This is a genomic window from Streptomyces sp. NPDC002734 (genome assembly GCF_040295685.1).
In the GTDB taxonomy this organism is placed as follows: domain Bacteria; phylum Actinomycetota; class Actinomycetes; order Streptomycetales; family Streptomycetaceae; genus Streptomyces.
This window is the reverse complement of sequence record NZ_JBEOVU010000028.1, coordinates 1-26,030: the sequence shown is the minus strand read 5'-3', so window position 1 is coordinate 26,030 and position 26,030 is coordinate 1. Positions and strand designations below refer to the sequence as shown.

The following is a 26,030-nucleotide window of genomic DNA, read 5'->3' as shown; positions in this document are numbered from 1 at the left end:
GAGGAAGGAGACCCGCCCCATGAGCCTGCGATCCCGCCTCGCCGCCAACGGCCCCGACGGCGCCCCGTCCGCCCTCCCCGGCCAGGGCGGCGCCGCCGACGGGCACCGCGAGGACAACCACCTCGTCGCCGTCTACCGCTCCAAGCTCCTCGAGGAGATCGACCTCGCCGAGATGTCCGCCCTCGACGCAACCGAGCGCCGCACGCGCCTGGAACGCGTCCTGGGCCACATCATCAGCCGCGAGGGCCCCGTCCTCTCCTCCACCGAACGCGCCCGCCTGATCCGCCGTGTCGTCGACGAGGCCCTCGGTCTGGGCGTGCTCGAACCGCTCCTCGCCGACCCGTCGATCACCGAGATCATGGTCAACGGCCCCGACTCGATCTTCGTCGAGCGCTCCGGCCGCGTCGAACACCTGCCGTTGCGCTTCGCCTCCGCCGACCAGCTGATGCAGACGATCGAGCGCATCGTCTCCACGGTCAACCGCCGCGTCGACGAGTCCAACCCGATGGTCGACGCCCGCCTGCCCACCGGCGAGCGCGTCAACGTGATCATCCCGCCGCTCGCGCTGACCGGCCCCACCCTCACCATCCGCCGCTTCCCGCGCGCCTACACGCTCCCCGAGCTGATCGGCCTCGGCTCCCTCGACGAGCAGATGCTGCTGCTCCTCGCCGCCTTCGTGCGCGCCCGGTTCAACGTCATCGTCAGCGGCGGCACCGGCTCCGGCAAGACGACCCTGCTCAACGCGCTGTCCGGCCTGATCCCCTCCCACGAGCGCATCATCACCATCGAGGACTCCGCCGAACTCCAGCTCCAGCAGAGCCACGTCATCCGCCTGGAGTCCCGCCCCGCCAACATCGAGGGCAAGGGCCAGGTCGCCATCCGCGACCTGGTCCGCAACTCCCTGCGCATGCGGCCCGACCGGATCATCGTCGGCGAGGTCCGCGGCGGCGAGACCCTCGACATGCTCCAGGCCATGTCCACCGGCCACGACGGCTCGCTCGCCACCGTGCACGCCAACACCGCCGAGGACGCGCTGATGCGCCTGCAGACCCTCGGGTCCATGTCCGAGGTCAACATCCCCTTCGAGGCGCTCACCGACCAGATCAACTCCGCCGTCGACGTCGTCGTCCAGCTCGCCCGGCAGGCCGACGGCACCCGCCGCGTCGTCGAGATCGCCCTGCTGATCTCCCGTGGACGCCAGCCGTACCGCATCGCCACCGTCTCCCGCTTCGTGCCGCAGCCGATGGGGCCCGACCGCGTGGTCCGCGGCCACTACCAGCACCTGCCGCTGCCCCGGGAGGCCGCCGACAAGCTGTTCCTCGCCGACGAGTCCGTCCCGCCCGCCTACGGCGTCACCGACGCGCTCGACGCCCGCAACACCCGGGAGGCGCTGACGTGAACGGGTCCCTCCTGGCCCTCGGCGCGGCGCTGCTCGCCTGCCTCCTCGCGGTGGCCGGTGTCCACGTCTACGCCTCCGGGCGCGCGCAGCGCCAGGCCCTGGTCGACCGCCTCGAAGCCGAACAGGGCGCCGTCGGTCTGGTCGGCGGCCGCCCCCGCCGCTTCACCGCCGTCGACCGCCGCCTGCGCCGCACCCGGCTCGGCCGCGCCGTCCAGCTCCGGCTGGCCGCCACCGGCCTGGACGTCACGGTGGGGGAGTTCGCCGCGTACGCGTGCGGCGCCGCGCTCGCCCTGTGGCTCGTCGCCTCCGCCGCCCTCGCCCCCTTCTTCGGCCCCATCGCCGCCTTCGTCGCCCTGTGGTCCGCGGGCGTCTACCTCAACTGGCAGCGGCAGCGCCGCATCGAGGCGTTCATCAACCAGCTCCCCGACGTGGCCCGCCTCATCGCCAACGCCACCGCCGCCGGCCTCGCCCTGCGCACCGCCCTCGCCATGGCCGCGGAGGAGCTCGACGACCCGGCCGGCTCCGAACTCGCCCGCGTCGCCGACCAGCTGACCCTCGGCCGCTCCATCGACGACGCCCTCGGTGAACTCGCCGAACGCCTCCCCTCCCGCGAACTCGTCGTCCTGGTCACCACCTTGGTGCTGTCCAACAAGGCGGGCGGGTCCGTCGTCTCCTCCCTCCGCAACCTCACCAAGACCCTCGAGGAGCGCAAGGAGACCCGTCGCGAGGTGCGCACGATGCTCTCCGAGGTCAACGCCACCGCCCTGACCGTCCCCGCGCTCGGCATCGGCTCGCTGCTGCTGGTCGACGCCTCCAACGAGGGCGCCCTCGCCCGCGTCACCGGCTCCCCGGTCGGCCAGGCCCTCGTCCTGCTCGCCCTCGGCCTGTACGTCGTCGGCTTCCTCGCCATCCGCCGCCTCGGAAAGATCGAGGTGTGAGCGATGACGCCGTCCGCCCTGCTCCCCCTCGGCCTCGCCCTCCTGACGGCCCTCGCCGCCGTGGGCCTCGTCCAGGGCATCCGCCTGCTGCGCTCCGAGGCCGCCCTCCCCGACGACCTGGCCCTCGCCCTCGAGGTCGGCGCCACCCGCGTCGGCCGCCGTGACTCCGCCGTCGACCGCCTCGGCATGCGCTTCGCCCCGACCGTCCTGCGCCTCATGGGTCCCCGCCGCGCCGACGCCAAGCGGCGCCGCATCGACATGGCCGGCAACCCCGGCGGCCTCACCCTCCAGCGCTACGCCGCGCGGCGTGCGGTCTACGGCCTCTTCGGCGCCTTCATGTTCCTCGTCTTCGCGACGAACGCGTCCTGGCCCATGGCCCTCCTGTCCCTGGCCTTCGGCCTCCTCGCCGCCGACGCCCAGATCTGGCAGGCCGTCCGTGAACGCCGCGAGGTCATCGACCGCACGCTGCCGGACTTCCTCGACGTCCTCGCCGTCGTCGTCTCCGCCGGCCTCGCCTTCCGCCAGGCCCTCGACCGCGTCGCCGAACGGTACGAGGGGCCCTGGGCCGACGAACTCCGCATCACGCTGCGCCAGATGGACATGGGCGTCCCGCGCCGCCAGGCCTTCGACGAGCTGCGCCGCCGCAACGACAGCGAACAGGTCGCCCAGTTCGTCTCCGCGCTCCAGCAGGGCGAGGAACTGGGGTCCCCCATCGCCGAGACCCTCATCCAGATCGCCACGGACATGCGCCGCACCGACGCGCAGAACGCCCGCCGCCGCGCCGCCAAGACGATTCCCAAAGCCACGCTGGTGACCCTGCTGTTCATGCTCCCGGCGACATTGATCCTCATCGCCACGGGCATGTTCCTCGGCACAGCCACCGGCATCGGATCCATCCTGGGGGGCGAATGACCACGTCACCCCGGGCAGCAGCAGCGACACGACGCCATCACCTGGAGGACAGCCATGACCCGACTGCACACCTGGACCCTGACCACCCTCGCCCGCCTACGCGGCCCGGAACGGGACCGAGGGGCGAGCTTCGTGGAGTACGCGGGGCTGCTGATCATCGTGGCGGGGATCTTCGTCCTGATCGACAGCTTGGCGCTGGACAACCTGATCTCGAGTGCCATTCGGCGCGCCGTCACGGACGTGGTCGGCGGCTGAGAGGCCGAGTGCAGGGGGATCAAGGGCAGACCCTGCCGCTCTACATATGGCTCACCGGGATTCTGCTCCTTGCCGCCCTTGCATTCTTCGCGTTCGCTCAAGGGGCGGCTGTCCGCGGCACAACGCAGACGGCGGCGGACGCGGCGGCACTCGCGGCGGCGCAGCAAGCCAGGGACGACTTGATCACCGCGCTCGGCGACGGCGTCACCGAGGGGGACGACTGGCTGGCCTGGTTGGACGGCGAGCTACCTGAGGTCACCTCAGCCGGTGCGGCAGCGCAGGAGTTGGCAGCCGCCAATGAGGCGACCGTCATCGCAGGGCCGCAGCCGTCAGAGGCGCGTGGCTACCACGGGTACCGAGTGGAGGTGCGATCCATCGGGACCGTGGGTGATTCCGTCATCCCCGGCACCGAGACGATGCGGGCCGAGGCTGCCGCGACGGCGGTGATCGAACCGCTCTGTGACTACGACCCGGACGCTGACCCCGAAGAACCGGTCGAGCTCGACTGCGATGGCCAGGTGGTCGAGATCGACCCCGACGACTTCGATCCGGACGTCCTTCCGGACCCCACCACCATGTTCTCCGTGTACCTGGCCGAGTGAAAGGAAACGGCACCTATGAAGCTGCTGCGCACAGCAACGGGCAGGACGATGGGGGCAGCCGCCCTAGCCGCAGGCTTGCTGGTGGTCAGCACCGGTTGCAGCAGTGGCGGCGGTGACGACCCGGACAAGGGTAGCTCTGCCAGTTCGCCCGGTAAGCGCACCGAAGACAAGGCGCCGCCGAAGGATGAGCAGGAAGCTGCCGTGCTCGCGGAGGTTAAGAGCGGCGACATCTCCCTGGCAGTCACCTCCGCGGTCCGTGACGAGGGCGGCTTTGTCACCCTCAACGGCACGGTTACCAACAACGGGGGCGAGTTCTGGATGGCGGGAGACTGGCGCGGTGACGAAAGCGAGCTGAACGGAAACGGCCCTTCAATGGCCGGTGCCTCTCTTGTCGACAGTAAGGCCAAGAAGAAGTATCTGGTCCTGCGAGACACTGAGGGTCGTTGCCTGTGCACGAAGTTCGAGGGCGGTGGCGTGGACTCCGGCAAGACCACCGACTGGTACGCCCAGTTCCCCGCACCCTCGGGAGACGCGACCGAGGTCAAGTTCCAGGTCGGGTCCATGCCCCCCGCGACCATCCAACTCTCGGCAGGGGAGTAGCCATGCCACCCACCCCCCGCCCCACCCCCGCCGCCGGTACCGTCACCGCGCTCGCCGTGTTCGTCACCCTCACCCTCACCGGCACCCCCGCCTTCGCCGACGACGGCGGACCCAGCGAACCCCCCGGGTCCGTGAGCTCCGCCGCGCCGCCGGAGGTGGACGGCGGGGCGTCCGGGCTCCGGCTGGAGCCGGGCGCGAAGCTCGCGCCCGCGAAGGTGCTGGACATCAAGTCCGTCGTCGAGGACCTCGGCGGCGAGGAGCGCCGTGAGGACACCCCCCAGACCGTCACCCTCGCCCTCCAGGCCGAGGTGCTGTTCCCCAAGAACAGCTCCCGCCTGAACCCCGAGGCGAAGTCCCGCATCGCGGCGATCGCGGAGGAGATCAAGGGGCAGCAGGCCACCACCGTCCGCGTCTTCGGGTTCACCGACAACCTCGGCAGCTACGCGCACGGCGAGAAGCTGTCCAAGGACCGCGCCGACCAGGTCCAGCGCGAACTCGCCGCGACCCTGGGCCCGGACGTGAACTACGAGGTCCGCGGCTACAGCGAGGACTACCCCATCGCCGACAACACCACGGAGGAGGGCCGCCGCAAGAACCGCCGCGTGGAGGTCACCTTCCAGAAGGCGCCGTCCCCCGACGTCGCCGCTTCTGCCCCGTCGGGCGCGTAGCGGCGGCGGACGGGTAGGTGTACGCCAAAGGTGAGTCCCGGACATGCTGCCCCAGCGGCACGCCACGGCTCACCCGCAGCGGACACCTACCCCTGCCCGCCTGCTCACCCGGGCCGGCCCGGCACCGGTCACCCGTGTTCCTCCCAGCCGGCGGCACAGAACCTGACCCCGCTGACCAGGGCGTCGCCGGCTCTCTCCGCCTTCAGGTGCACGTTCGGCTCGTCGGACCCGAGGTCGCCCGAACAGCTGATGACGAGTCTCCAGTTCTTCCGCTCCGCGAGGTCGTCCAGCGCGGTGTCGGCCGCCGACGGTACGCGGCCGACCAGTTCGGTGCCTTCCAGTTCGACCTGGGGCCCGGTGCGGCCGTGCACGGTCACGGCGGCCAGAGTGGGTCCGCCCTCGCGCTGCCAGTAGTGCGCGGTGACACCGGCCGTGGGGAACTCGTCGTCGGTGAGGCACCAGTTCCCGGGCCCGTGCCACGGCCGGGGGAAGGTGCCACGCCGGGCGGCCGGGACCGCGCCGTCGAGGGCGGCGGCCACCTGTTCGGGGCTCATCCCGAACCGCAACGGTCCCACCGCCTCCAAGGGCTTTCCCGTCCAGCGCGGGCGCTCCGGGAGAGGGGTGAAGGGCCACGTCCCCGGGTTCGTCCCCCGGGCGCGAACGTCGCGCCAGGCAGTGACCGCAGCCGTGTCGTACGGGCTGTCGGCCAGGTCCCCGGACACCAGGAGCGCGGTGGTGACCAACCGGTCCGTCGGTGATCCGTACCCGTCCGGTGTCCACGGGAGTTCCCGCGACGTGCCCATGGACAACCCCCACGCGGTGATCTCCGGGTCGCCGCTCCAGTTCCGTCGGACCTCCGCACCCTGTGCTCGGGCCAGCTGCTCGAGGTCGGCCCGCACCTCGGACGGAACCCGGCAGATCAGTTCGATGTCGCCCAGCCGTACCCTCGGCCCGACGGGCACGTCGACCTCCACCGCGACCAGGCGAGTCCCGGACCGCCGCCCCGGCTCCGGCGCGTAGATCGCGGTGACGCCGCCACCGCCGAACCCGTGCACGACCTCCCGGTCCTGGGTGGACTGCGACATGCTGAGCGTCTCCTCGCCCATCACCGCGAGGACCTGCGCCGGGCTCATGCCGAACCGCAACGGTCCGACTCCCGACAACGGGTCGAGCACCCACTGCTCGCGCGTCTCGGGACCCTTGCCCCACCAGTGCACCTGGCACCCCCGCCGGCTTCGTCCGTGGCTGTCCCGTCGGGGAACCCGCCGACGGCCTTGCGTCGCTCACCCTAGGCACCTGGGCGGACAGCGAGCCTCCGGTGCCACCCGGCACGACGCTGTCCGCCCGCCCCCGGGAAGCCGGGGGCGGGCGGAAGGTCAGCACCTGCCGGAGGGCAGGGAGAGGCGGCGGTGGCTCAGTGGCCGCCCGTCACCGCCGGGGCGGCGCCCTCGGGGCGGCGGAGGGTGAGGCCGATGAGGAGGCCGGCGACGAGGACGCCCGCGCCGACCAGGAAGGCCAGGTGCGCGCCGCCCGTGAGGGACTCCGCCGTGGGGACGCCCTGGTCGGCCAGGGACTCGCTGCGGGCGGAGAAGAGGGCGATGAACAGGGCGGTGCCGGCCGCGCCGGCGACCTGCTGGACCGTGTTCAGGGCCGCCGAGCCGTGGGAGTACAGCGCGGGCGTGAGGCCGGCCAGGGCGGTGGTGAAGAGGGGGGTGAACATCATGGCCAGGCCCAGGCAGAGCACGACGTGGGAGGCGAGGACCAGCAGCCACGAGCTGTCCGGCTCGACGGTGGAGAGGCCGAGCATGGACAGGACGGTGAGGACCGAGCCCGGGACGACCAGGGGGCGGGGGCCCACACGGTCGTACCAGCCGCCCACCACCGGGCCGAGCAGGCCCATCGAGATGGCGCCGGGCAGCACGATCAGGCCGGTGGAGAGCGGGTCCAGGTCCATGGCCTCCTGGAGGACCAGCGGCAGCAGGATCAGCGCGCCGAACATGCCGAGGGCGGCGACGGACATCGCCGCGAGCGCCTTGGAGAAACCGGGCGCGCGGAAGGCGCGCATGTCCATCAGGGCGTCGTCGGTGCGCTGAAGGCGGACCTGGCGGAAAGTGAAGAGACCCAGGACCACCACGCCGAGGACGATCGGGATCGCGGGGTGGACGGGGGCGCCGCCGCCCTCGCCCATCGCCGACAGACCGTAGACCAGGCCGCCGAAGCCGAGCGCGCTCAGCGGGACGGAGGGCAGGTCGAGCTTCTGCCGGCTCCGCTCGGAGACGTCCTTCACCATCAGCGCGCCGAGGATCAGCGAGACGGCCGCGATCGGCAGCATGACGCCGAAGATGCCGCGCCAGCCGAGCGGCTCGACCAGCGCGCCCGACATGACGGGGCCGAGCGCCGGGGCGGCCGCGATGACGAGCGAGACGTTGCCCATGAAGCGGCCGCGGCGGGACGGCGGCACCAGGTTCATGACGGTGGTCATCAGCAGGGGCAGCATCACGGCCGTGCCACTGGCCTGCACCACGCGGGCCACGACCAGGACGCCGAACGTCGGGGCGAGCGCGGCCAGCGCGGTGCCCGCCGTGAAGAGCCCCATGGCTATGAGGAACGAGACGCGGGTGCCCAGACGCTGCAGCAGGAAGCCGGTCATGGGGATGACCACGGCCATCATCAGCATGAAGATGGTCGTGAGCCACTGCCCGACACCGGCCGAGACGCCGAAGTGCTCCATGATCGGCGGGAGCGCCACGCCCATGGTCGTCTCGTTGAGGATGACGACGAACGCGGCGACCAGCAGCAGCGCGATCAGGGTGAAGTGGCTGCGGGGGAGCTTGCCGTCGGCGGGTGCGGCGGGTGCGGCGGGTGCGGCGGGCGCGCCGGGGGAGGTCTCCGCGCCCGGCGGGGCGTGCTCCCCGTTCATCTCGGGTGACGGCGAGGCCGACGGCGACGTCGGGCGGGGGCGGGTGGACGCGGTCTCCATGGATCCTCCGGGCGCTGCTCACTGCTGGTGCTGGTACTGGTGCTGCAGGGGACGAGGCGACCGTGTGCCGTTGCCCGGCTGTCCAACTCGCACCAGGACGCGATCATTCCTCCAGGCACCCCCGCGTGACGCGTGTCACGGGCCCTCACACTGCCGGGGGACACAGCAGGGCGTCCGCGACGGCGGTGCGGGCGTAGAGGACGGAGCGCCCGTTGCGGTGCGCGGTGACCAGGCCGGCGTCGCGCAGCGCGGTCAGGTGCTGGGAGACCCCGGCGGGGGAGAGACCGCAATGCCGGGCGAGGTCGGTCGTGGAGGCGGGGACGTCCAGCTCGGCCAGCAGGAGGGCGCGGGAGCGGCCGAGGACGGCGGCGATCGCGTCGGTGGAGGCGGTGGTGCGCCCCTCCCACAGCAGGCCCACGCCGCGGGCGGGGTAGGCGACCTGCGGCGGTTCGGGCGGCACCGCGCGGGTCAGCGGTCCGGGCCAGGTGAAGGCGGAGGGGACCAGCAGCAGACCCGGGCCGGACCCGGTGCGCGAGAGCCCGGCCTGACGGCGCAGCAGCCGCAGCGCGCCGTCGTCCCAGCGCACGGAGTCGTGCAGGTCGTTGAGGACGTGCGCGGAGCCGTGCTCGGCGGTCTGCCGGGCGCGGTGGAAGACGTCCGCCTCCAGCAGCTTGCGGATGCGGGCCCAGTAGGGGGCGAGCGCCGCCTCCCAGTAGGTCTCGATCTCCGTGGTGAGCTTGGCCAGGGCTGCCTCCGGGGCCCTCTCCAGCAGCCGCAGCCGGACCTCGGCGCGCGGCTCGGGGTCCGCGTCCAGCAGGCACGCCACGTCCGCCCGGACCCGGGCCGGGTCGGTGCCGCGGATCGCGTCGAGCTCCTCGGTCAGGGAGGCGAACGGTGCGGCGGGCAGCGGGGTGAGGAAGTCGGCGAGATAGTTCCGCGGCGGCACCAGCGCGGCCAGCCAGCCCTGGTCCAGCCCGGCCTCGCGGACCCGCGGACGCACCTGGGCCAGCCAGCTCCGGTACGGCGGCGGCTCGGTCCCGGCGGACAGCAGCCGGAAGCTGGTGACCACCTCCCACATGGGGGATACGGCGAAGCGGGTCTGCGCCAGGTCCGTCGCCGAGAAGGTGAGCTCTGCTTCCACGCAACCCCCGTCGCGTCACGCGGGCGGGCCCGACCTGTCCGATCACCGGCGCGATCCCCGCAAGTCCGTTGGATTCGGTCTGAGCTTAATCAATTGGGACAGGACGGTGACCAGGGACAGCCTCCTCACATGTTCTCCACCCTTCGCGTCCTCCCCGCGACCGTCCGGACCCTCTTCGCGGGCACGATCATCAACAGGATCGGCTGCATGGTCACGCCGTTCCTGGTCTTCTTCCTCGCCTCCCGGGGCATCACCGGCGCCGAGACGTCACTGATCCTCGGTGCGCTCGGCGCGGGCGGCCTGCTGGGCCCTGCCGTCGGCGGGCTGCTCGCCGACCGGATCGGCCGCCGCCCGACCATGCTGATCGGGCTCGTCGGCACCGCGGCCGCGCAGGGCGCGCTCTTCCTGGCGCCGGGCGTCGCCCTCATGGCGACGGCCGCGCTGCTGGTCAGCGCCACCAACGCGATGGTCTCCCCGGCCGTCTACGCGCTGATGGCCGACTCGGTGGAAGGGCCGCACCGGAGGCAGGCGTACGCGCTGTTCGGCTGGGGGATCAACATCGGCACCTCGATCGCCGGCGTGCTCGGCGGATTCCTGGCGGCGCACGGGTACTGGCTGCTGTTCGCCGTCGACGCCGCGTCGATGCTGGCGTACGCCCTGGTGGTGGCGACCCGCCTGCGGGAGACCCGGCCCGCGAAGCGCAGCGGGCACGAGGCGGACGCGACCGGTGTCGTGGCGGCCGAGGTGACGGCGACGGACGGGCCCGAGGCGGCGGGCGCGGCGGCCACCGGGGCCGGGGCCGGGATCGGGGCCGGGGTGAAGGATGCCGGTGGGGCCGGCGTCGGGTACGGCATCGTGGTGCGGGACCGGCTGATGCTGCTGGTGCTGCCGGTACTGGGCGTCCAGTCCTTCGTGTACGCGCTCACCGAGGCCGCGCTGCCTCTGGCGATCAGCGGGAGCGGACTGTCCCCCACGGTCTACGGGACGCTCGGGGCGGTCAACGCGGCGCTGGTGGTGCTGCTCCAGCCGATGGTGACCACCCGGCTCGCCCACCTGCCGCAGCTGTCCGTGCACGCGGCGGGCAGCATGCTGGTCGCGGTGGGGGTGGCGATGACCGGACTGGCCGACGGCGTCACCGGGTACGTCGTCTCGGTGGTGGTCTGGTCGCTGGGTGAGGTGGTGGTGGCCGGCATCAGCGCCACCGTGATCTCGCACCTGGCCCCGCCGCACGCCCGCGGCCGCTACCAGGGCGCCCTGAACTGGACGTGGGGCGTCGCCCGCTTCACCGCGCTGACCGTGGGCGTCCTGCTCTACACGGCGGCCGGTCCGGCGGTGCTCTGGTGGACGGCCCTGGTCGCGGGCGTGACCGCCTCGGCGCTCTCGCTTGCACTGGCCCGACGCGTCACGGCCCGCACCCGGCACGCGCTGGCCGCCTGAACCGCCGGGGGAGGCGGGAACAGGGCGGGCCGAGCGGGGCGGGCGGGGCCGTGAACGCGAGAGCGGGGCGCCGAGCAGGCGGCGTCAGCGGGTGCGGCGGCCGCCCAGTCCCGCGAGGTGCAGGGCGACGGCTGCGAGGCCGAGCAGGGTGAGGTTGCCGGAGCTGAACACGGCGTTGGTGTCCAGCTCGGTGGCGTTGATCAGGAAGGCGATGACGAACAGCACGGCACCGGCTATCGCGAGCATGGGGGCCACTCCTTGTTCGGTTGTGGGTCGTTGTTGTGTATGCGTCGTCCCGGGCGGGCGGCGGCCCCGCGTCCCTGAAGCCGTGGCCACCGCCCGTGCCTTCCGTCTGCCCCGCTTCCCGGCGATCAGACTCCCCGTCCGACGCGGCCTCGTCCCGCGGCCTCCCGCCCCCAACGGCGTTGGCCCGCCCATCAGTTACCTCGGTCGGTCCGGTCCTCAGTTGGTCCGGGTGTTGGTCAGGTGCGCGCCTATGTATCCGACGATCACCCGGCCCGTGATCCCCTTGGTGTCGTCCAGGAAATAGACGCGCGGTGAGGTGCTCCCCTTGCTGTCGATCTTCAGGTGGGACTGCATCTCCGCCATGCCCGAGGCGTCGACCCCCGTCGGCACCGGGAAGATCCGCTCCTCGCCCCACCTGTTCATGGTCGTCTCCGACTCCACCAGCGCCACCTGCTTGCGCGGCCACTCGCCGCCCGACTGCGGCGAGGAGCAGTACTGGTAGAAACCGCCCTTGAAGCCGTCCTTCGCGGCCCTGGCATAGGAGTTGAGGGCCCGCAGCCCCTTCCACGCCTTGGCCGCCCAGATGTGGCCGCGCTGCGCGTCGTCGAGCTCCAGGGCCCGCTGGGCGTCCGCCGTGACCAGGACGCCGTCCAGGGAGTCCAGGCGCTCCCACACCGAGGCGAACGAGTCGGGGGCGCCGGCCGCCTCCTTGACGACCGTCTCCTCGTACCGGCCCTCCTCGCACAGCCGCTCGCGCAGGACGTAGACCTCGGCCCTGGCGGCCTCCTCGCCGTCCATCGCGCGCAGCGCCGTCTCCATGTCCTCCTCGGCCTGGGAGACGGCCCGGTCCCGCTGCTCCTCCAGCGCCGCCAGGCTGCGCGCGGACAACTCCGCGTCCAGCCGGGCCTGCCGCAACTCCTCGCGGGCCCGGTCGAGTTCGGCCCGCAGCTTCTCGGCCTCCCCGCGCAGCCGGGCGGCCTCGTCCGGGTCCGGGTTCGTGGACGACGGCGGCGTGTCCGGCGGTGGCGGCAGGACCGGTACGGCGGCACCCCGCCCGATGCCCGGCCGCCCGTGTTCCCGCCCGCCGTGCCGCCGCGCGGTCTCGTCGGGGAAGAGCACCCTCCGCAGCGGGCGGGGCAGCGGCGCCGCGGTGGACAGGCGCTGCACGGCGCGCACCATGCCGAACCAGGCCCGGTCCTCCGCGTCGCACATGCGGGCGGCGGTCAGGAAGCGGTGGCGTGAGGCGTCCTTGCCCCAGGCGGGATCGACGTCGGTGAGGTACGTGCGCACGGCTCCCGGAGCCACCCCGTGGTCCTCGCCTATCGCCTCCCGGAAGGCGTCCACCGCCTCCAGGTCGGCCAGCCGGTACAGCGAGGCGGCTCCCGCGGCCTGCCGGACGATCCGCTCCAGCCGCTCCGACCACAGCCCGTCGACGGGGGGCCGCACCGGATCGGCGGCCACCACGACGGGCAGCCGGCGCTCCGGGTCGCACAGCACGTCCATCAGCGTCTCGACGCCGCCCGCCTCCACGCACTGCGCGTCCAGCGTCAGCCGGGCCGACCCGTCCTCCGGCCGCAGCGCCGCCACCAGGTCCCGCACCAGCTTGGGCCGCCCGGCCCGTGGCCGCGCGCCCTCGTCGGGGAACACCTCCAGGCCCACCGACACCGCGGCCATGTCCTCCGAGGCCAGGGCCGTGATGGTGGTGCGCCAGACCGCCTCCTCCCTCTCCTCCCGCAACTGGAGGCGTATCGCGCGTTCGGAGCCGTCGGGGAGACATGCCGTCTGGTTGGTCAGCACCGTGGCCCGGTCCAGCCGGTGCCGGCCGGGTTCCAGCGGCGCGGCGCCGTACCTGCCCAGCAGCCACCGGGCACTGGTACGGCGCACGTCCTCGAAGAGCGTCTCGGCATCGGGAACGGTCAGTACCGTTCTGTGGGCGAGTGGATGGTCGCTGAGGTCCGTCACGGTCGGTACTCCCTCCACGCAGGCGGGGCCGTAACGACCCCGCGCCAATCGCAGAGCTCCTGTCCGGCACCCTGCCGCCCACAGGAGTTCGACGCTTGTTCCGCCAACGAGCGTCGAAATGCGTGAGTTCCAACCGTCCTCCGAACGGGTGACGGTTTTTTCCTTCCGGTCCCGATCCGGGGAGCCGGTCCCGGGATCTGAACAATTTCGTTCCGTTTTCCGGGCATGAACCGGGGAGTCCGGGCAACGAGGAGATCACCGTCGTGGCCGGGTGGCCGGACGGGGCGTGTGCGGAGTTCGAACCGCACGACGGCGACGCCCTGTCCGGCCACCCGGCCCGATGGTTTCCGCCCCGCCCCGTGTCGCCCCACGCCGGCGTGCGGGTGCGGGTGCGTGTCGTGCGGACCGTCGAGGTGCCGCAGGTGCCACCGCTGGATCACCCACCGGGTCGCGGACCACCTTTGGGACCGTCGGATGTGCGGGTGAGGTGTGCGTGTTCCGTGGCCCCACCGGGCACTTGTCCACGATCGAGTGAACGGATTGCGCCGGGCTGACGCCCGCCCCCTAGGGTTCGATCGTTGTGTTCCTCAACGGCGGCATGCGTGCCGACCGGTTCGGTACGGAAGGGGCCTCGGGTGAGCGAGGAGAAGGTCAGCGTGCTGGAGGGCTTCAAGGCCTTCCTGATGCGGGGCAACGTGATCGACCTGGCCGTGGCTGTCGTGATCGGCACCGCGTTCACGAACATCGTGAACAAGATCGTCGAGGGTGTGATCAACCCCGTCGTCGGCGCCTTCGGCACGATGGATCTCGCGCAGTACAGCGTCTGCATCGAGGGGGACTGCACGAAGAAGGGGCAGGGCGTCGAGATCATGTGGGGTCTGGTGCTCAGCGCCACGCTGACCTTCCTGATCACCGCGGCGGTCGTCTACTTCCTGATGGTCCTGCCCATGTCGCGCGTGCTGGCCCGCCAGGCGGCCCGCCGCAAGGCCAAGGAGGCGCAGGAGCGGCGGGTGGAGGACCCGGTCACCGTCACCGAGCTCGAGGTCCTGCAGGAGATCCGCGACGCGCTGGTCCAGCAGCGTCAGGGCGGCACGACGGCGGGCGGCAACGTCGTCTCCCCTCGCTGAGTCCGAGGGCGTCCCGCCCTGCCTCAGCGGGGCCGGACGCCCTCCGCCGCCCGAGGGAGGGCGGGGCTCCGCATCGATGCCCGCGACCAGCGGGGCCTGGCCCGGCGCAGACGGCGGCGGCCGGCGGGACTCGGTGCGACGACCGCGCGGAGTCGATCCGCGCGCCGCGTGCACCTGTACGCCGCGAGACCTCTGCGCCGGACCCGACGTCACGCCCGGTCGACCGCTGCGTCAGCCCCCTGGACAGCGCCTCCGCCGGCCAGGTAAGCCCGCCCGCCCCGGCGGTCAGGTGCGGGGTGGCCGGGGGCGGAGTCGCAGGCGGGGCGGCCAGGAGCGGGTGGCCGGAGCGGCGCGGGAGGTCCTGCCGCGGGCCCCGGCCTCGCGGGCGAGCCGGTACTCCTCCGCAGCCCGCAGCAGTTCCTCGGAGCGGTGCGGATACGGGATGTGGTGCACGGTGCCTCCTTCCTGCGGCCGGCACGCCTCTCGGCGCACAGGCCGCCGGCCACCGGGCGCCCATCGCCCGGTGTCACCGATGCTGTGGCCTCACCCAAGGACAGGGTCAAGGACGCCGTGACGGAGGCCCGTCCGGTCTCGCGGGACCGGCCCCCGCGGCCCCACCCCCCTCACTAAGGTCGTGGTCATGACCAGAACCACCCCGCCCCGCCCGTTGGACGTCGAGGCCGTCTTCCCGGAACTCGCCGCGTACCGGGGCACCACCACCCGGCTGCACCCCCGCCCCGGCACGCCCACCGTGGCGGACAGCTCGGTGGGCGGCCCGCTGCTGTGGCCGGAGGACGAGGCGTGGCCGGTCTGCACCGAACCGCACGACCGCGGTACCGGGTACCGCACGCGGGACGTCCGCCGTGCCCGCCGGGGCGAGGGCGATTCCTCCGGCCCGCAGGACAGGCGCCGTCTGCTCGACCTGCCCGACGACCACCCGGTCCCGATGATCGCCCTGGCCCAGCTCTACCGCCGGGACGTCCCCGACCTGCGCCCGGGCCCCGACGGCGCGGACCTGCTCCAGCTCTTCGCCTGTCCCTTCGACGCACACGGCCGGACCGGGCACGGGACGAAGGTCCACGTGCACTGGCGACGCTCGGCCGAGGCCGCCGGAGCCGAGGTGGCCCGCCCCCAGCCGGAGCCCGAGGTCGTCGGCTTCGACGGGTACGTGCCGGAGCCGTGCGTCCTGCATCCCGAGCAGGTCGTCACCTACCCCTTCGCCGGCTGCCTCCCCCAGGAGCTGTGCGAACGGCTCGACGCCTGGGAGGACGAACGCGAGGAGGAGGCCGAGGAGCAGACCGCCGAGCGGCCCTGGGCCGACCGCGGACCGGACGGCGACTACGGCGACGAGACGCCCGACATCCCCCGCTACCAGTACGACCTCTCCGTGCCACCCGGATGGCGGGCAGGCGGGTACGCCTCCTGGCACACGACCGACCCGTACCCCATGGACTGTCAGGTGTGCGCCACGCCCATGGAGTTGCTGCTCACCGCGGACTCCGGCGAATGGGACGGCACCGTCAGCTGGCGGCCGGTGGAGGACGCCGACCTGCCGCCGCACCCGCACGCATCGCCCACCCAGGTGGTGTTCGGGCGCTGGGGCGAACTCAACGTCTTCGCGTGTCCCGGGGACCCCGGCCACCCCCACCGCTGGAGCATCCAGTAGAAACGGTCGATGCCGACGCGCCGGGCGCGCCGTTCACCCTGAGGGAGACTGTGCGCATGGTGTGGTTGACGCGGAGCCAGGCGGCGGAGCTGGTGCGGTGTGCAGCGGTCTTCGAACCGGGCGATCCCGCACGCACCGGGCGGGTCGCCTTCCGGCTCCCGGCCGGGTCGCGGCCGCCGCGCATCCCGGCGGGGGAGCGGGGGTGGGCCCGGCTGGTGGTGCGGGACGACCGTGGCCGCCTCGTGCTGCGCACCGTTCCGGTGCTGCGGCTCACCGTGGCCGACGCGATCCCCGTGCTCGCCCTCGCCCGCCGCCGTGCCTCCGACGCCGCACCCGCCCCGGAGCCCCGGACGACGTCCGCCCCTCCCCCCGCCGCTCTCGTCACCACCACTGACGACGGGCCCGCCGTCCCGCACCCCGCCACCGCCTTCTGGGGCGGCGTCCTCGCGCTGGCCCTGCGGCTGCTCGCCCGGGAGCGTGCGCTGCCGGGGGTCTCGCCGGGCGGCTACGACACGTGGCGGGCCGGACCGTTCGACGCCGAGGACGTGGAACGCCTGCGTGAACTGGTGGCCGCCGCCCCCGCGGAGGCCGTCGCCGCGCCCGACTCCGACGTCACCGCCCTGGTCCGTGGCTTCCTGGACGCCGTCGCCGACACCCTGCCCCGCACCCCGGCCGCGCCCGTCGCGACAGGCCGCGCCGCCTTCGCGGCGACCGAGCCGCAGTACGTGCCGCAGTTGCGGGCCTGGGCCGACGAGATCTCCGCCGGTGTCGACTCCGGCGTCCGCGTCTCCCTGCAGATCGAGATCGTCGACCCGGGAGACCTGGGAGGCCCGGGAGATCCGGGAGGCCCCGAAGGCGCCGGAATCCCGCAGAGTACGGGCAGCGCCGGCAGGACGGGCAGCGCGCGCAGCACGAGCAGCACCCCCGCCCCCGTCGTCCCCGCCGCGCCCACCACCCGCCTCGTCCCCCGTGCCCACAGCCTCGCCGACCCCACCGTCGCCATGGACGCGGACGCCCTGTTCGCCGGCGCCGATCACGCCCTGGGCCCCGCCGCCCAGGTGGACATGGTGCGCGCCCTACGCCGCGCCGCCGACGTGTGGCCGCCCCTGGACCGCCTGCTGCCGGTGCCCGGCGCCCTGGACCTCACCGCCCGCGAGCTGCGGGAACTCCTCGGCCCCGCAGGCGACCGGCTGGCAGCGCACGGCGTCGAGGTGGTCCGCCCGCCCGGTTCCGAGGCCGGCGCCCTCACCGCACGCGCGGTGGTGGGCTCCGGTCAGGACGGCGGTGCCGACGCCAGGGCGCTGTTCGGCGGCGCACGCGGTGATCACGGCGGTCCCGTGCAGCTGACCTGGCAGCTCTGCCTGGACGACGACCCGCTCACCGAGGAGGAGACCGCGGAGGTCACCGCCGTGGTGGAGGCGGGCGGCTCCGCCGTCCGGCTGCGCGGCCGGTGGCTGCTGATCGGCGACGCCCCCGCCCGCACCGTCCGTGAGAAGGGCGGCCTCAGACCCCTCACCGCGGTCGAGGCGCTGGCCGCCGCACTGACCGGCGGGACGGAGGTGCAGGGCGCCGAGGTCTCCGTGCTGCCCGACGAACGGCTCGTCGAGATCGCCCGCAGCCTCACCGCGCCCGGCCGGGGCGACGACACCGAGCTGGTCGAGCCTCCGGCCGCGCTCACCGCCGTCCTCCGCGACTACCAGCTCCGCGGCCTGACCTGGCTGCACCGGCTCACCTCCCTCGGTCTCGGCGGCTGCCTCGCCGACGACATGGGCCTGGGCAAGACCGTCCAGCTGATCGCCCTCCACCTGCTCAGACGCGACCGGGGCGGGGAGGCCGGCGGCCCCACCCTGGTGGTCTGTCCCGCCTCGCTGCTCGGCAACTGGGAACGCGAGGTGAAGCGTTTCGCCCCGGGCGTCCCGGTCCGACGGCACCACGGCCCCGGCCGCAACCTGGAAGGCGTCGAGGATGGCGTCGTCCTCACCACCTACGGCACCATGCGCCTCGACGCGGCCCAACTCGCCGCGGTCCACTGGGACCTGGTCGTCGCCGATGAGGCCCAGCACGTGAAGAACGCCTACTCCTCCACCGCCAAGGCGCTGCGCCGCATCGGCGGCGACGCCATCCGGATCGCCCTCACCGGCACGCCCGTGGAGAACAACCTCTCCGAGCTCTGGGCCATCCTCGACTGGACCACCCCCGGGCTGCTCGGCGGCCACGCCCGGTTCCGCCGCCGCTGGATCGCCCGCATCGACGCCGAACGCGGTGGGCGCACCGACCGCACCGACCGCACCGACCGCACCGATCGATCCGACCGCTCCAACGGCACCGACCGCTCCAACGGCACCGACCGCTCCAACGGCACCGATCGTTCCAACGGCACCCACCGCTCCGTCAGCTCCGACCGTTCCGGCAGCACCGGGACCGCGGCCGCGCGCTCCGCCACCGGCCCGGGTGAACTTCCCGCCGCCGAGCAACTGGCGGCGCTGGTCAGCCCTTTCCTGCTGCGGAGGCGCAAGAGCGACCCCGGCATCGCCCCCGAGCTGCCGCCCAAGACCGAGACCGACCGCCCGGTCCCGCTGACCGCCGAACAGGCCGCCCTGTACCGGGCCCAGGTCGAGCGGGCCATGGCGCGGATCCGCGCCGCGGGCGAACAGGGCAGCAAGGACGGCGCGTTCGCCCGGGCCGGGATGGTGCTGCGGCTGCTCACCTCGCTCAAGCAGATCTGCAACCATCCGGCCCAGTTCCTCAAGGAGGACCCGGCCGAGGCGCGGCTGACCGGCCGCTCCGGCAAGCTGGAGCTGCTGGACGAGCTGCTCGGCACCATCCTCGCCGAGGACGGGGCCGCCCTGGTCTTCACCCAGTACGTCACGATGGCCCGCCTCCTGGAACGTCATCTCGCCGCACGCGGCATCCCCGCGCTGCTGCTCCACGGCGGCACCCCGGTCGCCGAACGGGAGCGGCTGGTGCGGCGGTTCCAGGACGGGGAGGCGCCGGTCTTCCTGCTCTCGCTCAAGGCGGCCGGCACCGGCCTCAACCTGACCCGGGCCGACCACGTCGTCCACTACGACCGCTGGTGGAACCCGGCCGTCGAGGCGCAGGCCACCGACCGCGCCCACCGCATCGGGCAGACCCGGCCGGTGCAGGTGCACCGGATGATCGTCGAGGGCACGGTCGAGGACCGCATCGCCGCGCTGCTGGAGGCCAAGAAGGAACTCGCCGACGCCGTCCTCGGCTCCGGGGAGCAGGTGCTCGCCCGGCTGTCCGACGACGAACTGGCCGACCTGGTCGCGCTGAGGAGCACCGAATGAACGACGCCGCAGCACCGTCGGCCGGATCCGCCGGGGAGCGGACCCTGCCCGCGTTCCCCGTCCGCCGCGGCGGGGCCACCCGCGGCCGCACCGCCTGGGCGCGGGTGTGGACGGCGGCCGTGGAGGACGTCTGGCCGGAGGAGGAGCCGCTCCGGCGCGGCCGTTCCTTCGCCCGCTCCGGCCGCCTCGGGCCCGTCACCGTCGCCCCGGGCCGGGTTCGCGCCGAGAGCTACGCGGGGGACGCGGCGTACGCCACGGAGCTCACCGTGCCGGTGCTGGACGACGCCGCATGGGACCGCTTCTCCGAACACCTCGCCGACCGTCCGGAGTCGGCGGCCGCGCTGCTGGAGGGGACGCTGCCCGCCGAGCTCGCCGAGGAGGCCGGCGAGGCCGGGATGCCGCTGCTCCCCGGCCACGGCGACCTCGACGCCGACTGCGGCTGCGACGCCCCCGAGCACCCGTGCGCGCACGCGCTGGCGCTGGCCGTCCAGACGGCGTGGCTGCTCGACGACGACCCCTGGCTGCTGGCGCTGCTGCGCGGGCGGACCCGCGAGGCGGTGCTCGACGACCTGAAGTCGGAGCTGATGCTGCGGGCCATGACGGAGGTGACGGGGGAGGACGACGGGACGGCCCCGGGCGCCGAGGCCGACGGGACGGCCCCTGAGGAGGAAGTAGAGGAAGAGGAAGAGGCGGCCCCGCAGGAGGTGGACGACGAGGCGGAGGAGGACGTCGAGCCCGTCCCCCTCGACCCGCCGGAGCCCGACGGCCGGGTCCCGCGGAGCAACCGTGACGCCTACGCCCGCCCCCCGGCGGCGCTGCCGCCGCTGCCCCCGGTGCCGAGGCGGCAGGCCGGGGCGGAGGAGGAGCCGCCGGCCACCGGGATCGAGGCGGACCCGCTGGACCGGCTGGTGGCCGACGCGGCGGTACGGGCGCGCGAGCTGCTGGCCCATCTGCACGGCGCGGGCCCCGAGGACCCGCCGCCTCCGCCGGATCCCTGGCAGGACACCGTGCGCCTCGCCGCCACCCACCCGGACCCGCGGGCACGGGAGCGGCTGCGGCAGGCGGTGACCGAGCGGGCCGCCGAGCGCGGCGCCGGGCACGACGTCGACCAGCTGGCCGAGGCGTGGCGCACGGCGGGTGCGGCCGGCCTGGACGTGCTGGAACGTCCCTGGACGCCGGCCCCCGCGGCGACGGCGCGCGCACGGACCGCGCTGGCCGAGGCGTGGTCGCCGGACGAGGAGCCGCGGCTCACCGTGGAGGAGAACCGCTTCACCTTCGGGGGCAGGGGGCTGCAGCTGCGTCTGGGGCGGGACGGGCGCTGGTACGGGTACCGGCGACGCGACGGGGCGTGGTGGCCCTCCGGCGAGCCGTCCACCGACCCCGCGGCCGCGACCGCCGAACTGTTGGCGGCCGAGGAAACCCCTCCCCAGCCCTGACCACCCCCGAGGTCCCACGCGCCGCCTCCCCGCCCGCCACCCCGGCCGCCCGTGCACCGGCACCGCCCGCTCCCGGAACCGCGCCTCCCCGATCCGCGTCCTGCCCCCACATGGCCCCGACCCCGCACCAGCCCCCGCCCCGGACCCCGGCGCGCACCCCGCCCCGGACGCGCCTTTGGAAGCTCACCCTCCTCGCCCGGCGGCACGCCCCCGTCCTGCTCGCCCTGCTGGTGACCGCCCTGCTGGCAGGGCACGCGGCGGTGCCCGACGGGGGGCCGCGGCTCGGCAGCCTCGTGGAGACGTTCCTGCCCTGGCTGGGCCTCGCCGTGCCGCCGCTCCTGCTGTTCACCCTCCTGCGCCGCCGGACGCCCGTCGCCCTGTGCGCCGCGCTGCTGCCCGCCCTCACCTGGGCCTGGCTCTTCGGCCCGCACCTGCTGCCGCGCGCCGAGCCCCGCACGGACCTCACCGTCGTCCAGCACAACGTGAACGACGTGAACCCCGACCCCGCGGCCACCGCCCGCGCCGTCGCCGCTCCCCGTCCCGACCTGATCGCCCTCGAGGAGGTGACGCCCGACAGCCTGCCCGTCCTCCGCGCCGTCCTCCGCGAGCGCTACCCCCATCACGCCGCGTCCGGCACGGTCGCCCTCTTCTCCCGCCACCCGCTCGCCGACGTCCGCCCCCTCGACATCCGCCCCGCGGGAGTGGACCCCTCCTGGCAGCGGGCCCTGCGCGCCACCGTCCGCCTGCCCCGCCACGGTGAGCTCGCCGTCCTCGTCGCCCACCTCCCCTCGGTCCGCGTCTCGCCGACCGCCGGGTTCACCTCCGCGCGCCGCGACGAGAGCGCCCGCCTGCTCGCCGCCGCGATCGACGCCGAGCCACTGCCCCGCGTCCTCCTCCTCGGCGACCTCAACTCCACCCTGGACGACGGCGGCCTCGCCCCCCTGACCGCCCGCCTCGCCACCCCCGTCCACGGCGGCCTCTCCTTCACCTGGCCCGCCGCCTTCCCACTGGCCCGCATCGACCAGGTCCTCGCCCGCGGTCCCCGCAGCCTCCACGTCACCTCCCTCCCCCCGACCCCCAGCGACCACCTCCCCCTCCTCGCCCACCTCCGCCTCTGACCGGAGGCGCCCCCCCCGCGTCAGCCGCGGCGTGTCGGGTTCGCCCGGACGGGGGGACGGGCGGGGCGGGAGGGCCGGGACGGGGAGGGGCTGTGAAACGGGGGTGAGGGGGCGGTGATGCCTTGGAATGGAATGTGACATCGGCCCCACGGGATGTGAATCGATCACGGCCGCGCGAGCAGAGCGATCGATATGCCCGGAATGCGGTATGCGCGGCGTCGTCGATCGGCTTCGGAGAGTAGTTGTTTGCCGCCAATGTACGCGCCATCCCTTACGAAGGGTTATGGTGGAACTCCCCCCCTCGGGCCGGTCCGTCTCCCCCCCACGGACCGGCCCGTTTTCTTTGCCGCGCCGGGTCCCGGCGTCCGGGCCCCTCGGCCCCGCAGGGGGCGGGCCGGGCGCCGCAGGGGGCGGGGGTACGCTTCCCGGGGGATCCGCACGGAGGGGCTGACAATCACGTGAAGCTGCGCGACAACCTTCGCCGCCTGCTCGTCAGGGTCTACGCACGCCGCGTAGAGGGCCACCTCGACCATGCCCAGGTGCCCAAACACATCGGCGTGATCGTGGACGGCAACCGGCGCTGGGCGAAGGCGGCCGGCGGCACCACCGCCGAGGGTCACCAGGCCGGCGCGGAGAAGATCGAGGAGTTCCTCGGCTGGTGCGCCGAGACCGATGTCGAGGTCGTCACCCTCTGGCTGCTCTCCACGGACAACCTCGACCGCCCGCAGGAGGAGCTCGTCCCGCTGCTCGGCATCATCGAGGGCGTGGTGAACTCCCTCGCCGCCGACGGCCGCTGGCGTCTGCACCACGTGGGCGCCACGGACCGTCTCCCCGACGGGATGCTGCGCACCCTCAAGGAGGCCGAGGAGGCCACCGCGGGCAACACGGGGATACTCGTCAACGTCGCCATCGGCTACGGCGGGCGGCAGGAGATCGTCGACGCGGTGCGCTCCGTGCTCCAGGAGGCGTCCGAGCGCGGACGGACCCTGGACGAGGTCGCCGAGACCCTCGACGTCGACCTCATCGGGCGTCACCTCTACACCGGCGACCAGCCCGACCCGGACCTGGTGATCCGCACCAGCGGCGAACAGCGCCTGTCCGGCTTCATGCTCTGGCAGACCGCGCACTCCGAGTACTACTTCTGCGAGGTCTTCTGGCCGGCCTTCCGCAAGGTCGACTTCCTGCGCGCGCTGCGCGACTACGCGGCCCGGCACCGCCGGTTCGGCGGCTGAAACTCGACGCCCTCCGGGCCCCTCCGCCGGGGCCGGAATCACCTGCTTTTTCAACTCCCCCTCACCGCCGATGAGTTCGGACACTCGCGGGTGGCGTGGGGGAGTTGTCGTACGACGGGGCGGGGCGACGGCATGGCGAGGGCCGTGGGCGGGCATAACCCCTGCAGGTCGACGCCCGAACCACGGGTGTCACACCTCAGCGGGCGGCACAGGGGCCGCCCGTCCGGGAGGCCCTTTGCACCAGCCCGACCGTGCCGCCGAGGCAGTCACGGACGCAGCGGGGGGCCGGTTCTCGGCCCGCGCATCGGCGCCCGAGACCGGTCCACATTCCGTCGTCGCTCCCCGACCTTCCCCGAGGGGGTACGTCCTTCCGTGGTGACCAGCGCACAGCGCCACAAGCCCGACCGGCGCACCTACGTTCTCGACACCAGCGTCCTGCTGGCCGATCCCAACGCCGTCCACCGTTTCGACGAGCACGAAGTCGTGCTCCCCGTCGTGGTGGTGACGGAGCTGGAGGCCAAGCGGCACCATCCCGAGCTGGGGTACTTCGCGCGGCAGGCGCTCCGCCTGCTCGACGACCAGCGGGTGCAGCACGGGCGGCTGGACGCGCCCATCCCGATCGGAGACCTGGGAGGCACCCTCAGGGTCGAGCTCAACCACTCGGATCAAAGCGTGCTGCCCTCCGGCTACCGGCTGGGGGACAACGACTCCCGGATCCTCGCGGTCGCCCGGAACCTCCAGGCCGAGGGATTCGACGTCACGGTCGTCTCCAAGGACCTCCCGCTCAGGATCAAGGCGTCGTCGGTCGGGCTCCTCGCCGAGGAGTACCGCGCCGAGCTTGCCATCACGGACTCCTCCGGGTGGACCGGAATGTCCGAACTCACCCTTTCGGCCGAGCAGGTGGACCTGCTCTTCGAGGAGGGGGTGGTGCACGTCCCCGAGGCGGTCGACCTCCCGGTCCACACCGGCCTGAGGGTCACCTCGGAGCGGGGCAAGGCGCTCGGCCGGGTGACCGCCGACGGCGACGTGCGCCTGGTGCGCGGGGACCGCGAGGCGTTCGGGGTGAAGGGTCGCAGCGCCGAGCAGCGGATCGCCCTCGACCTGCTGCTGGACCCGGAGATCGGGATCGTCTCGATGGGCGGCAGAGCCGGCACCGGCAAGTCCGCGCTGGCGCTGTGCGCCGGCCTGGAGGCGGTGCTGGAGCGGCGTCAGCACAAGAAGATCATGGTCTTCCGGCCGCTGTACGCGGTGGGCGGCCAGGACCTCGGCTACCTGCCGGGATCCGAGAGCGAGAAGATGAACCCCTGGGCGCAGGCGGTCTTCGACACGCTCTCCTCGGTCACCGGCCGCGAGGTGATCGAGGAGGTCACCTCGCGCGGGATGCTGGAGGTCCTGCCGCTCACGCACATCCGCGGCCGCTCCCTGCACGACGCGTTCGTGATCGTCGACGAGGCGCAGTCGCTGGAGCGGAACGTGCTCCTGACCGTGCTCTCCCGGATCGGCGCCAACTCGCGGGTGGTGCTCACCCACGACGTCGCCCAGCGGGACAACCTCCGGGTGGGCCGCTACGACGGAGTCGTCGCCGTGGTCGAGCGCCTGAAGGGCCATCCGCTCTTCGCCCACGTCACTCTCAACCGGTCGGAAAGGTCCCAGATCGCCGCGCTGGTCACGGAGATGCTCGAGGAGAGCGCGATGTGACAGTCCGGAAAAGATGGATATCGGGTGATCTGCGAGAAATGCACATGGTCATCCGGTAATCCGGACACTCCTCCGATCACCGCCAACTGAGCGGCACAGCAGGGAAGTCGAGCGCCGTCCGGCAAAGGCACGAGAGCCTAGCCGGGCGGCGTTCGCACGTCCTCCGGATCGGTGAAATTCCCCTGTGCGTGGGCCATGTGAGCTTTCACACGGCACTGGGAATTGCCTTGCGGTGTCCGTTACGGCAGAGTCTCCCTTCTGTCAGGCCCCGCATGCGGCTCATCGGTACCCCCAGCGGTACCGCCCCCCATGAGCATCAAGGCCAACTGCATAGCGCAGCCGCATGCCGCCCGAGCTGTACACGGCGCTCCCGCAAGGGAGTCGCCCACCGGGCCCGCGCCTCCGTGACCCGTTGTTGGGAGGCCAGCGCCAGGGGCACGAACGCGTCCGCCAGGGTCACCGATGCGGGCGATGCTGGAAGGAAATCGTGTGAGCCGGATCTCGGTCCGGGGATTCGCGGTGGCTTCGGCCACGGCGGTCACCGCAGTCGGAAGCGTGGTCGGCGTCGCGACGGGCAGCACCGCCCAGCCGAACGACGCACAGGCAGCCGCCGAGGGCGCCACGCTGCTCCTCGCGGACATCCCGGCCGGCCAGCAGGCCGACGTCCAGGTCGCGCACCTGGAGGCCCAGGCCGACGCACAGGCCATCGCAGCCGACTACGAGGCCCGCAAGGGCGCCGAGGCGGAGGCCCGCGTCGCGGCGGCCAAGCAGGCCGTCGCCAAGAAGGCGGCCGCCGAGCGCGAGGCCGAGCAGAAGAAGGCCGACCGCGCCGCCCGCGAGAAGGCCGACGCCGCCGACTTCGCGGTGCAGTCCTCCTACACGACGGCTCAGGTCCAGGCGATGGCCCGCCAGATGGTCGCCGCCGACCAGTGGCAGTGCTTCAGCAACATCGTCTCCCACGAGTCGGGCTGGAACTACAAGGCGGTCAACGCGTCCTCCGGCGCCTACGGTCTCTTCCAGGCGCTTCCGGCCTCGAAGCTGGCCACGGCGGGCGCCGACTGGCAGACCAACCCGGCCACCCAGATCAAGTGGGGCTTGAACTACATGGAGTCCCGCTACGGCAGCCCCTGCGGCGCCTGGGACTTCTGGCAGGCCAACCACTGGTACTGACCGGACCCGTACCGCGGTGACCCGGGGGCTTCGCTCCCGGGGCACCATCACCATCCGCGACGGCCCGTCCGACCGCGGGACGTCCGCGGTGGTGACCCACTCGGGCGTACCGGGCGGCACGTTCTTGGAGAAGAA

22 protein-coding genes and 1 pseudogene are annotated in these 26,030 nt (G+C 73.4%); 16 read left to right on the top strand and 7 right to left on the bottom strand.

Translation table 11 applies throughout. The annotated features are described in order from the left end of the window. The first annotated feature begins 19 nt into the window (after window positions 1-19). Genes ABT026_RS23245 through ABT026_RS23215 form a run of 7 tightly spaced genes read left to right on the top strand, consistent with a single transcriptional unit; the run spans window position 20 to window position 5,374 of the window. Window positions 20-1,399: a TadA family conjugal transfer-associated ATPase gene (locus ABT026_RS23245; protein ID WP_351116992.1), complete on the top strand. Its 1,380-nt coding sequence runs from the start codon at window positions 20-22 to the stop codon at window positions 1,397-1,399. Next, on the top strand, window positions 1,396-2,337 hold the full coding sequence (locus tag ABT026_RS23240; protein WP_351116991.1) for a type II secretion system F family protein: 942 nt from the start codon (window positions 1,396-1,398) through the stop codon (window positions 2,335-2,337). The genes ABT026_RS23245 and ABT026_RS23240 overlap by 4 nt, the downstream gene beginning before the upstream one ends. Before the next feature lie 3 nt (window positions 2,338-2,340). Further along, complete coding sequence (locus tag ABT026_RS23235; RefSeq protein ID WP_351116989.1) at window positions 2,341-3,249, top strand: DUF5936 domain-containing protein; 909 nt, start codon at window positions 2,341-2,343, stop codon at window positions 3,247-3,249. 54 nt (window positions 3,250-3,303) lie between these two features. Next, window positions 3,304-3,504 carry a hypothetical protein gene (locus ABT026_RS23230; RefSeq protein ID WP_351116988.1) on the top strand — a complete coding sequence of 67 codons (201 nt, stop codon included), beginning with the start codon at window positions 3,304-3,306 and terminating at the stop codon, window positions 3,502-3,504. Window positions 3,505-3,512: 8 nt separating this feature from the next. After that, complete coding sequence (locus ABT026_RS23225; protein ID WP_351116986.1) at window positions 3,513-4,106, top strand: hypothetical protein; 594 nt, start codon at window positions 3,513-3,515, stop codon at window positions 4,104-4,106. A gap of 15 nt (window positions 4,107-4,121) precedes the next feature. Next, window positions 4,122-4,706, top strand: a complete 585-nt coding sequence (locus ABT026_RS23220) for a hypothetical protein (RefSeq protein WP_351116984.1) — start codon at window positions 4,122-4,124, stop codon at window positions 4,704-4,706. Between the two features lie 2 nt (window positions 4,707-4,708). Next, on the top strand, window positions 4,709-5,374 hold the full coding sequence (locus tag ABT026_RS23215) for an OmpA family protein (protein WP_351116982.1): 666 nt from the start codon (window positions 4,709-4,711) through the stop codon (window positions 5,372-5,374). Between the two features lie 128 nt (window positions 5,375-5,502). Here ABT026_RS23215 and ABT026_RS23210 read toward each other — a convergent pair whose 3' ends face one another. From ABT026_RS23210 to ABT026_RS23200, 3 genes are all read right to left on the bottom strand, one after another. Then, window positions 5,503-6,507: a hypothetical protein gene (locus ABT026_RS23210; protein WP_351116981.1), complete on the bottom strand. Its 1,005-nt coding sequence runs from the start codon at window positions 6,505-6,507 to the stop codon at window positions 5,503-5,505. A gap of 281 nt (window positions 6,508-6,788) precedes the next feature. After that, the gene (locus ABT026_RS23205) at window positions 6,789-8,354 is read right to left on the bottom strand and encodes an MDR family MFS transporter (protein WP_351116979.1); all 1,566 of its coding nucleotides are present in this window, start codon (window positions 8,352-8,354) and stop codon (window positions 6,789-6,791) included. A 145-nt stretch (window positions 8,355-8,499) separates the two neighbouring features. Next, the gene (locus ABT026_RS23200) at window positions 8,500-9,495 is read right to left on the bottom strand and encodes an ArsR/SmtB family transcription factor (RefSeq protein WP_351116977.1); all 996 of its coding nucleotides are present in this window, start codon (window positions 9,493-9,495) and stop codon (window positions 8,500-8,502) included. 129 nt (window positions 9,496-9,624) lie between these two features. Here ABT026_RS23200 and ABT026_RS23195 point away from each other — a divergent pair, with 129 nt between their 5' ends. Next, window positions 9,625-10,932, top strand: coding sequence for an MFS transporter (locus tag ABT026_RS23195; RefSeq protein ID WP_351116975.1), 1,308 nt, complete (start codon window positions 9,625-9,627; stop codon window positions 10,930-10,932). Window positions 10,933-11,016: 84 nt separating this feature from the next. On the opposite strand, the gene ABT026_RS23190 is transcribed toward ABT026_RS23195, so the two are convergent. Both ABT026_RS23190 and ABT026_RS23185 read right to left on the bottom strand, forming a co-directional pair. Continuing rightward, complete coding sequence (locus tag ABT026_RS23190; protein WP_170145095.1) at window positions 11,017-11,178, bottom strand: hypothetical protein; 162 nt, start codon at window positions 11,176-11,178, stop codon at window positions 11,017-11,019. Window positions 11,179-11,394: 216 nt separating this feature from the next. Further along, a complete protein-coding gene (locus ABT026_RS23185; protein WP_351116973.1) occupies window positions 11,395-13,140 on the bottom strand; it encodes a hypothetical protein in 1,746 nt (581 codons plus the stop codon). 635 nt (window positions 13,141-13,775) lie between these two features. Between ABT026_RS23185 and mscL the strand changes: the two genes are divergently transcribed. Continuing rightward, window positions 13,776-14,267: a large conductance mechanosensitive channel protein MscL gene (gene mscL / locus ABT026_RS23180; protein WP_351116971.1), complete on the top strand. Its 492-nt coding sequence runs from the start codon at window positions 13,776-13,778 to the stop codon at window positions 14,265-14,267. A gap of 285 nt (window positions 14,268-14,552) precedes the next feature. Here mscL and ABT026_RS23175 read toward each other — a convergent pair whose 3' ends face one another. Next, entirely contained in the window at window positions 14,553-14,720 is a 168-nt protein-coding gene (locus ABT026_RS23175; protein ID WP_351116970.1) for a hypothetical protein, read from the bottom strand. 187 nt (window positions 14,721-14,907) lie between these two features. Between ABT026_RS23175 and ABT026_RS23170 the strand changes: the two genes are divergently transcribed. The 7 genes from ABT026_RS23170 (at window position 14,908) to ABT026_RS23140 (ending at window position 25,895) form a co-directional block, all read left to right on the top strand. Then, complete coding sequence (locus tag ABT026_RS23170; RefSeq protein WP_351116968.1) at window positions 14,908-15,933, top strand: hypothetical protein; 1,026 nt, start codon at window positions 14,908-14,910, stop codon at window positions 15,931-15,933. Window positions 15,934-15,989: 56 nt separating this feature from the next. Next, window positions 15,990-19,241 (top strand): DEAD/DEAH box helicase, encoded by a 3,252-nt coding sequence (locus tag ABT026_RS23165; protein WP_351116966.1) that lies wholly within the window; start codon window positions 15,990-15,992, stop codon window positions 19,239-19,241. Continuing rightward, complete coding sequence (locus ABT026_RS23160) at window positions 19,238-20,677, top strand: hypothetical protein (protein WP_351116964.1); 1,440 nt, start codon at window positions 19,238-19,240, stop codon at window positions 20,675-20,677. The genes ABT026_RS23165 and ABT026_RS23160 overlap by 4 nt, the downstream gene beginning before the upstream one ends. Before the next feature lie 110 nt (window positions 20,678-20,787). Continuing rightward, entirely contained in the window at window positions 20,788-21,795 is a 1,008-nt protein-coding gene (locus tag ABT026_RS23155; protein WP_351116963.1) for an endonuclease/exonuclease/phosphatase family protein, read from the top strand. Between the two features lie 458 nt (window positions 21,796-22,253). Then, entirely contained in the window at window positions 22,254-23,027 is a 774-nt protein-coding gene (locus ABT026_RS23150; RefSeq protein ID WP_351116961.1) for an isoprenyl transferase, read from the top strand. Window positions 23,028-23,399: 372 nt separating this feature from the next. After that, window positions 23,400-24,725 (top strand): RNA 5'-3' helicase PhoH2, encoded by a 1,326-nt coding sequence (gene phoH2 / locus ABT026_RS23145; protein ID WP_351116959.1) that lies wholly within the window; start codon window positions 23,400-23,402, stop codon window positions 24,723-24,725. Window positions 24,726-25,196: 471 nt separating this feature from the next. After that, window positions 25,197-25,895 carry an aggregation-promoting factor C-terminal-like domain-containing protein gene (locus ABT026_RS23140; RefSeq protein ID WP_351116957.1) on the top strand — a complete coding sequence of 233 codons (699 nt, stop codon included), beginning with the start codon at window positions 25,197-25,199 and terminating at the stop codon, window positions 25,893-25,895. Between the two features lie 42 nt (window positions 25,896-25,937). Here ABT026_RS23140 and ABT026_RS23135 read toward each other — a convergent pair. Continuing rightward, window positions 25,938-26,030 (bottom strand): annotated as a pseudogene (locus ABT026_RS23135) (non-homologous end-joining DNA ligase); the annotation flags it as partial.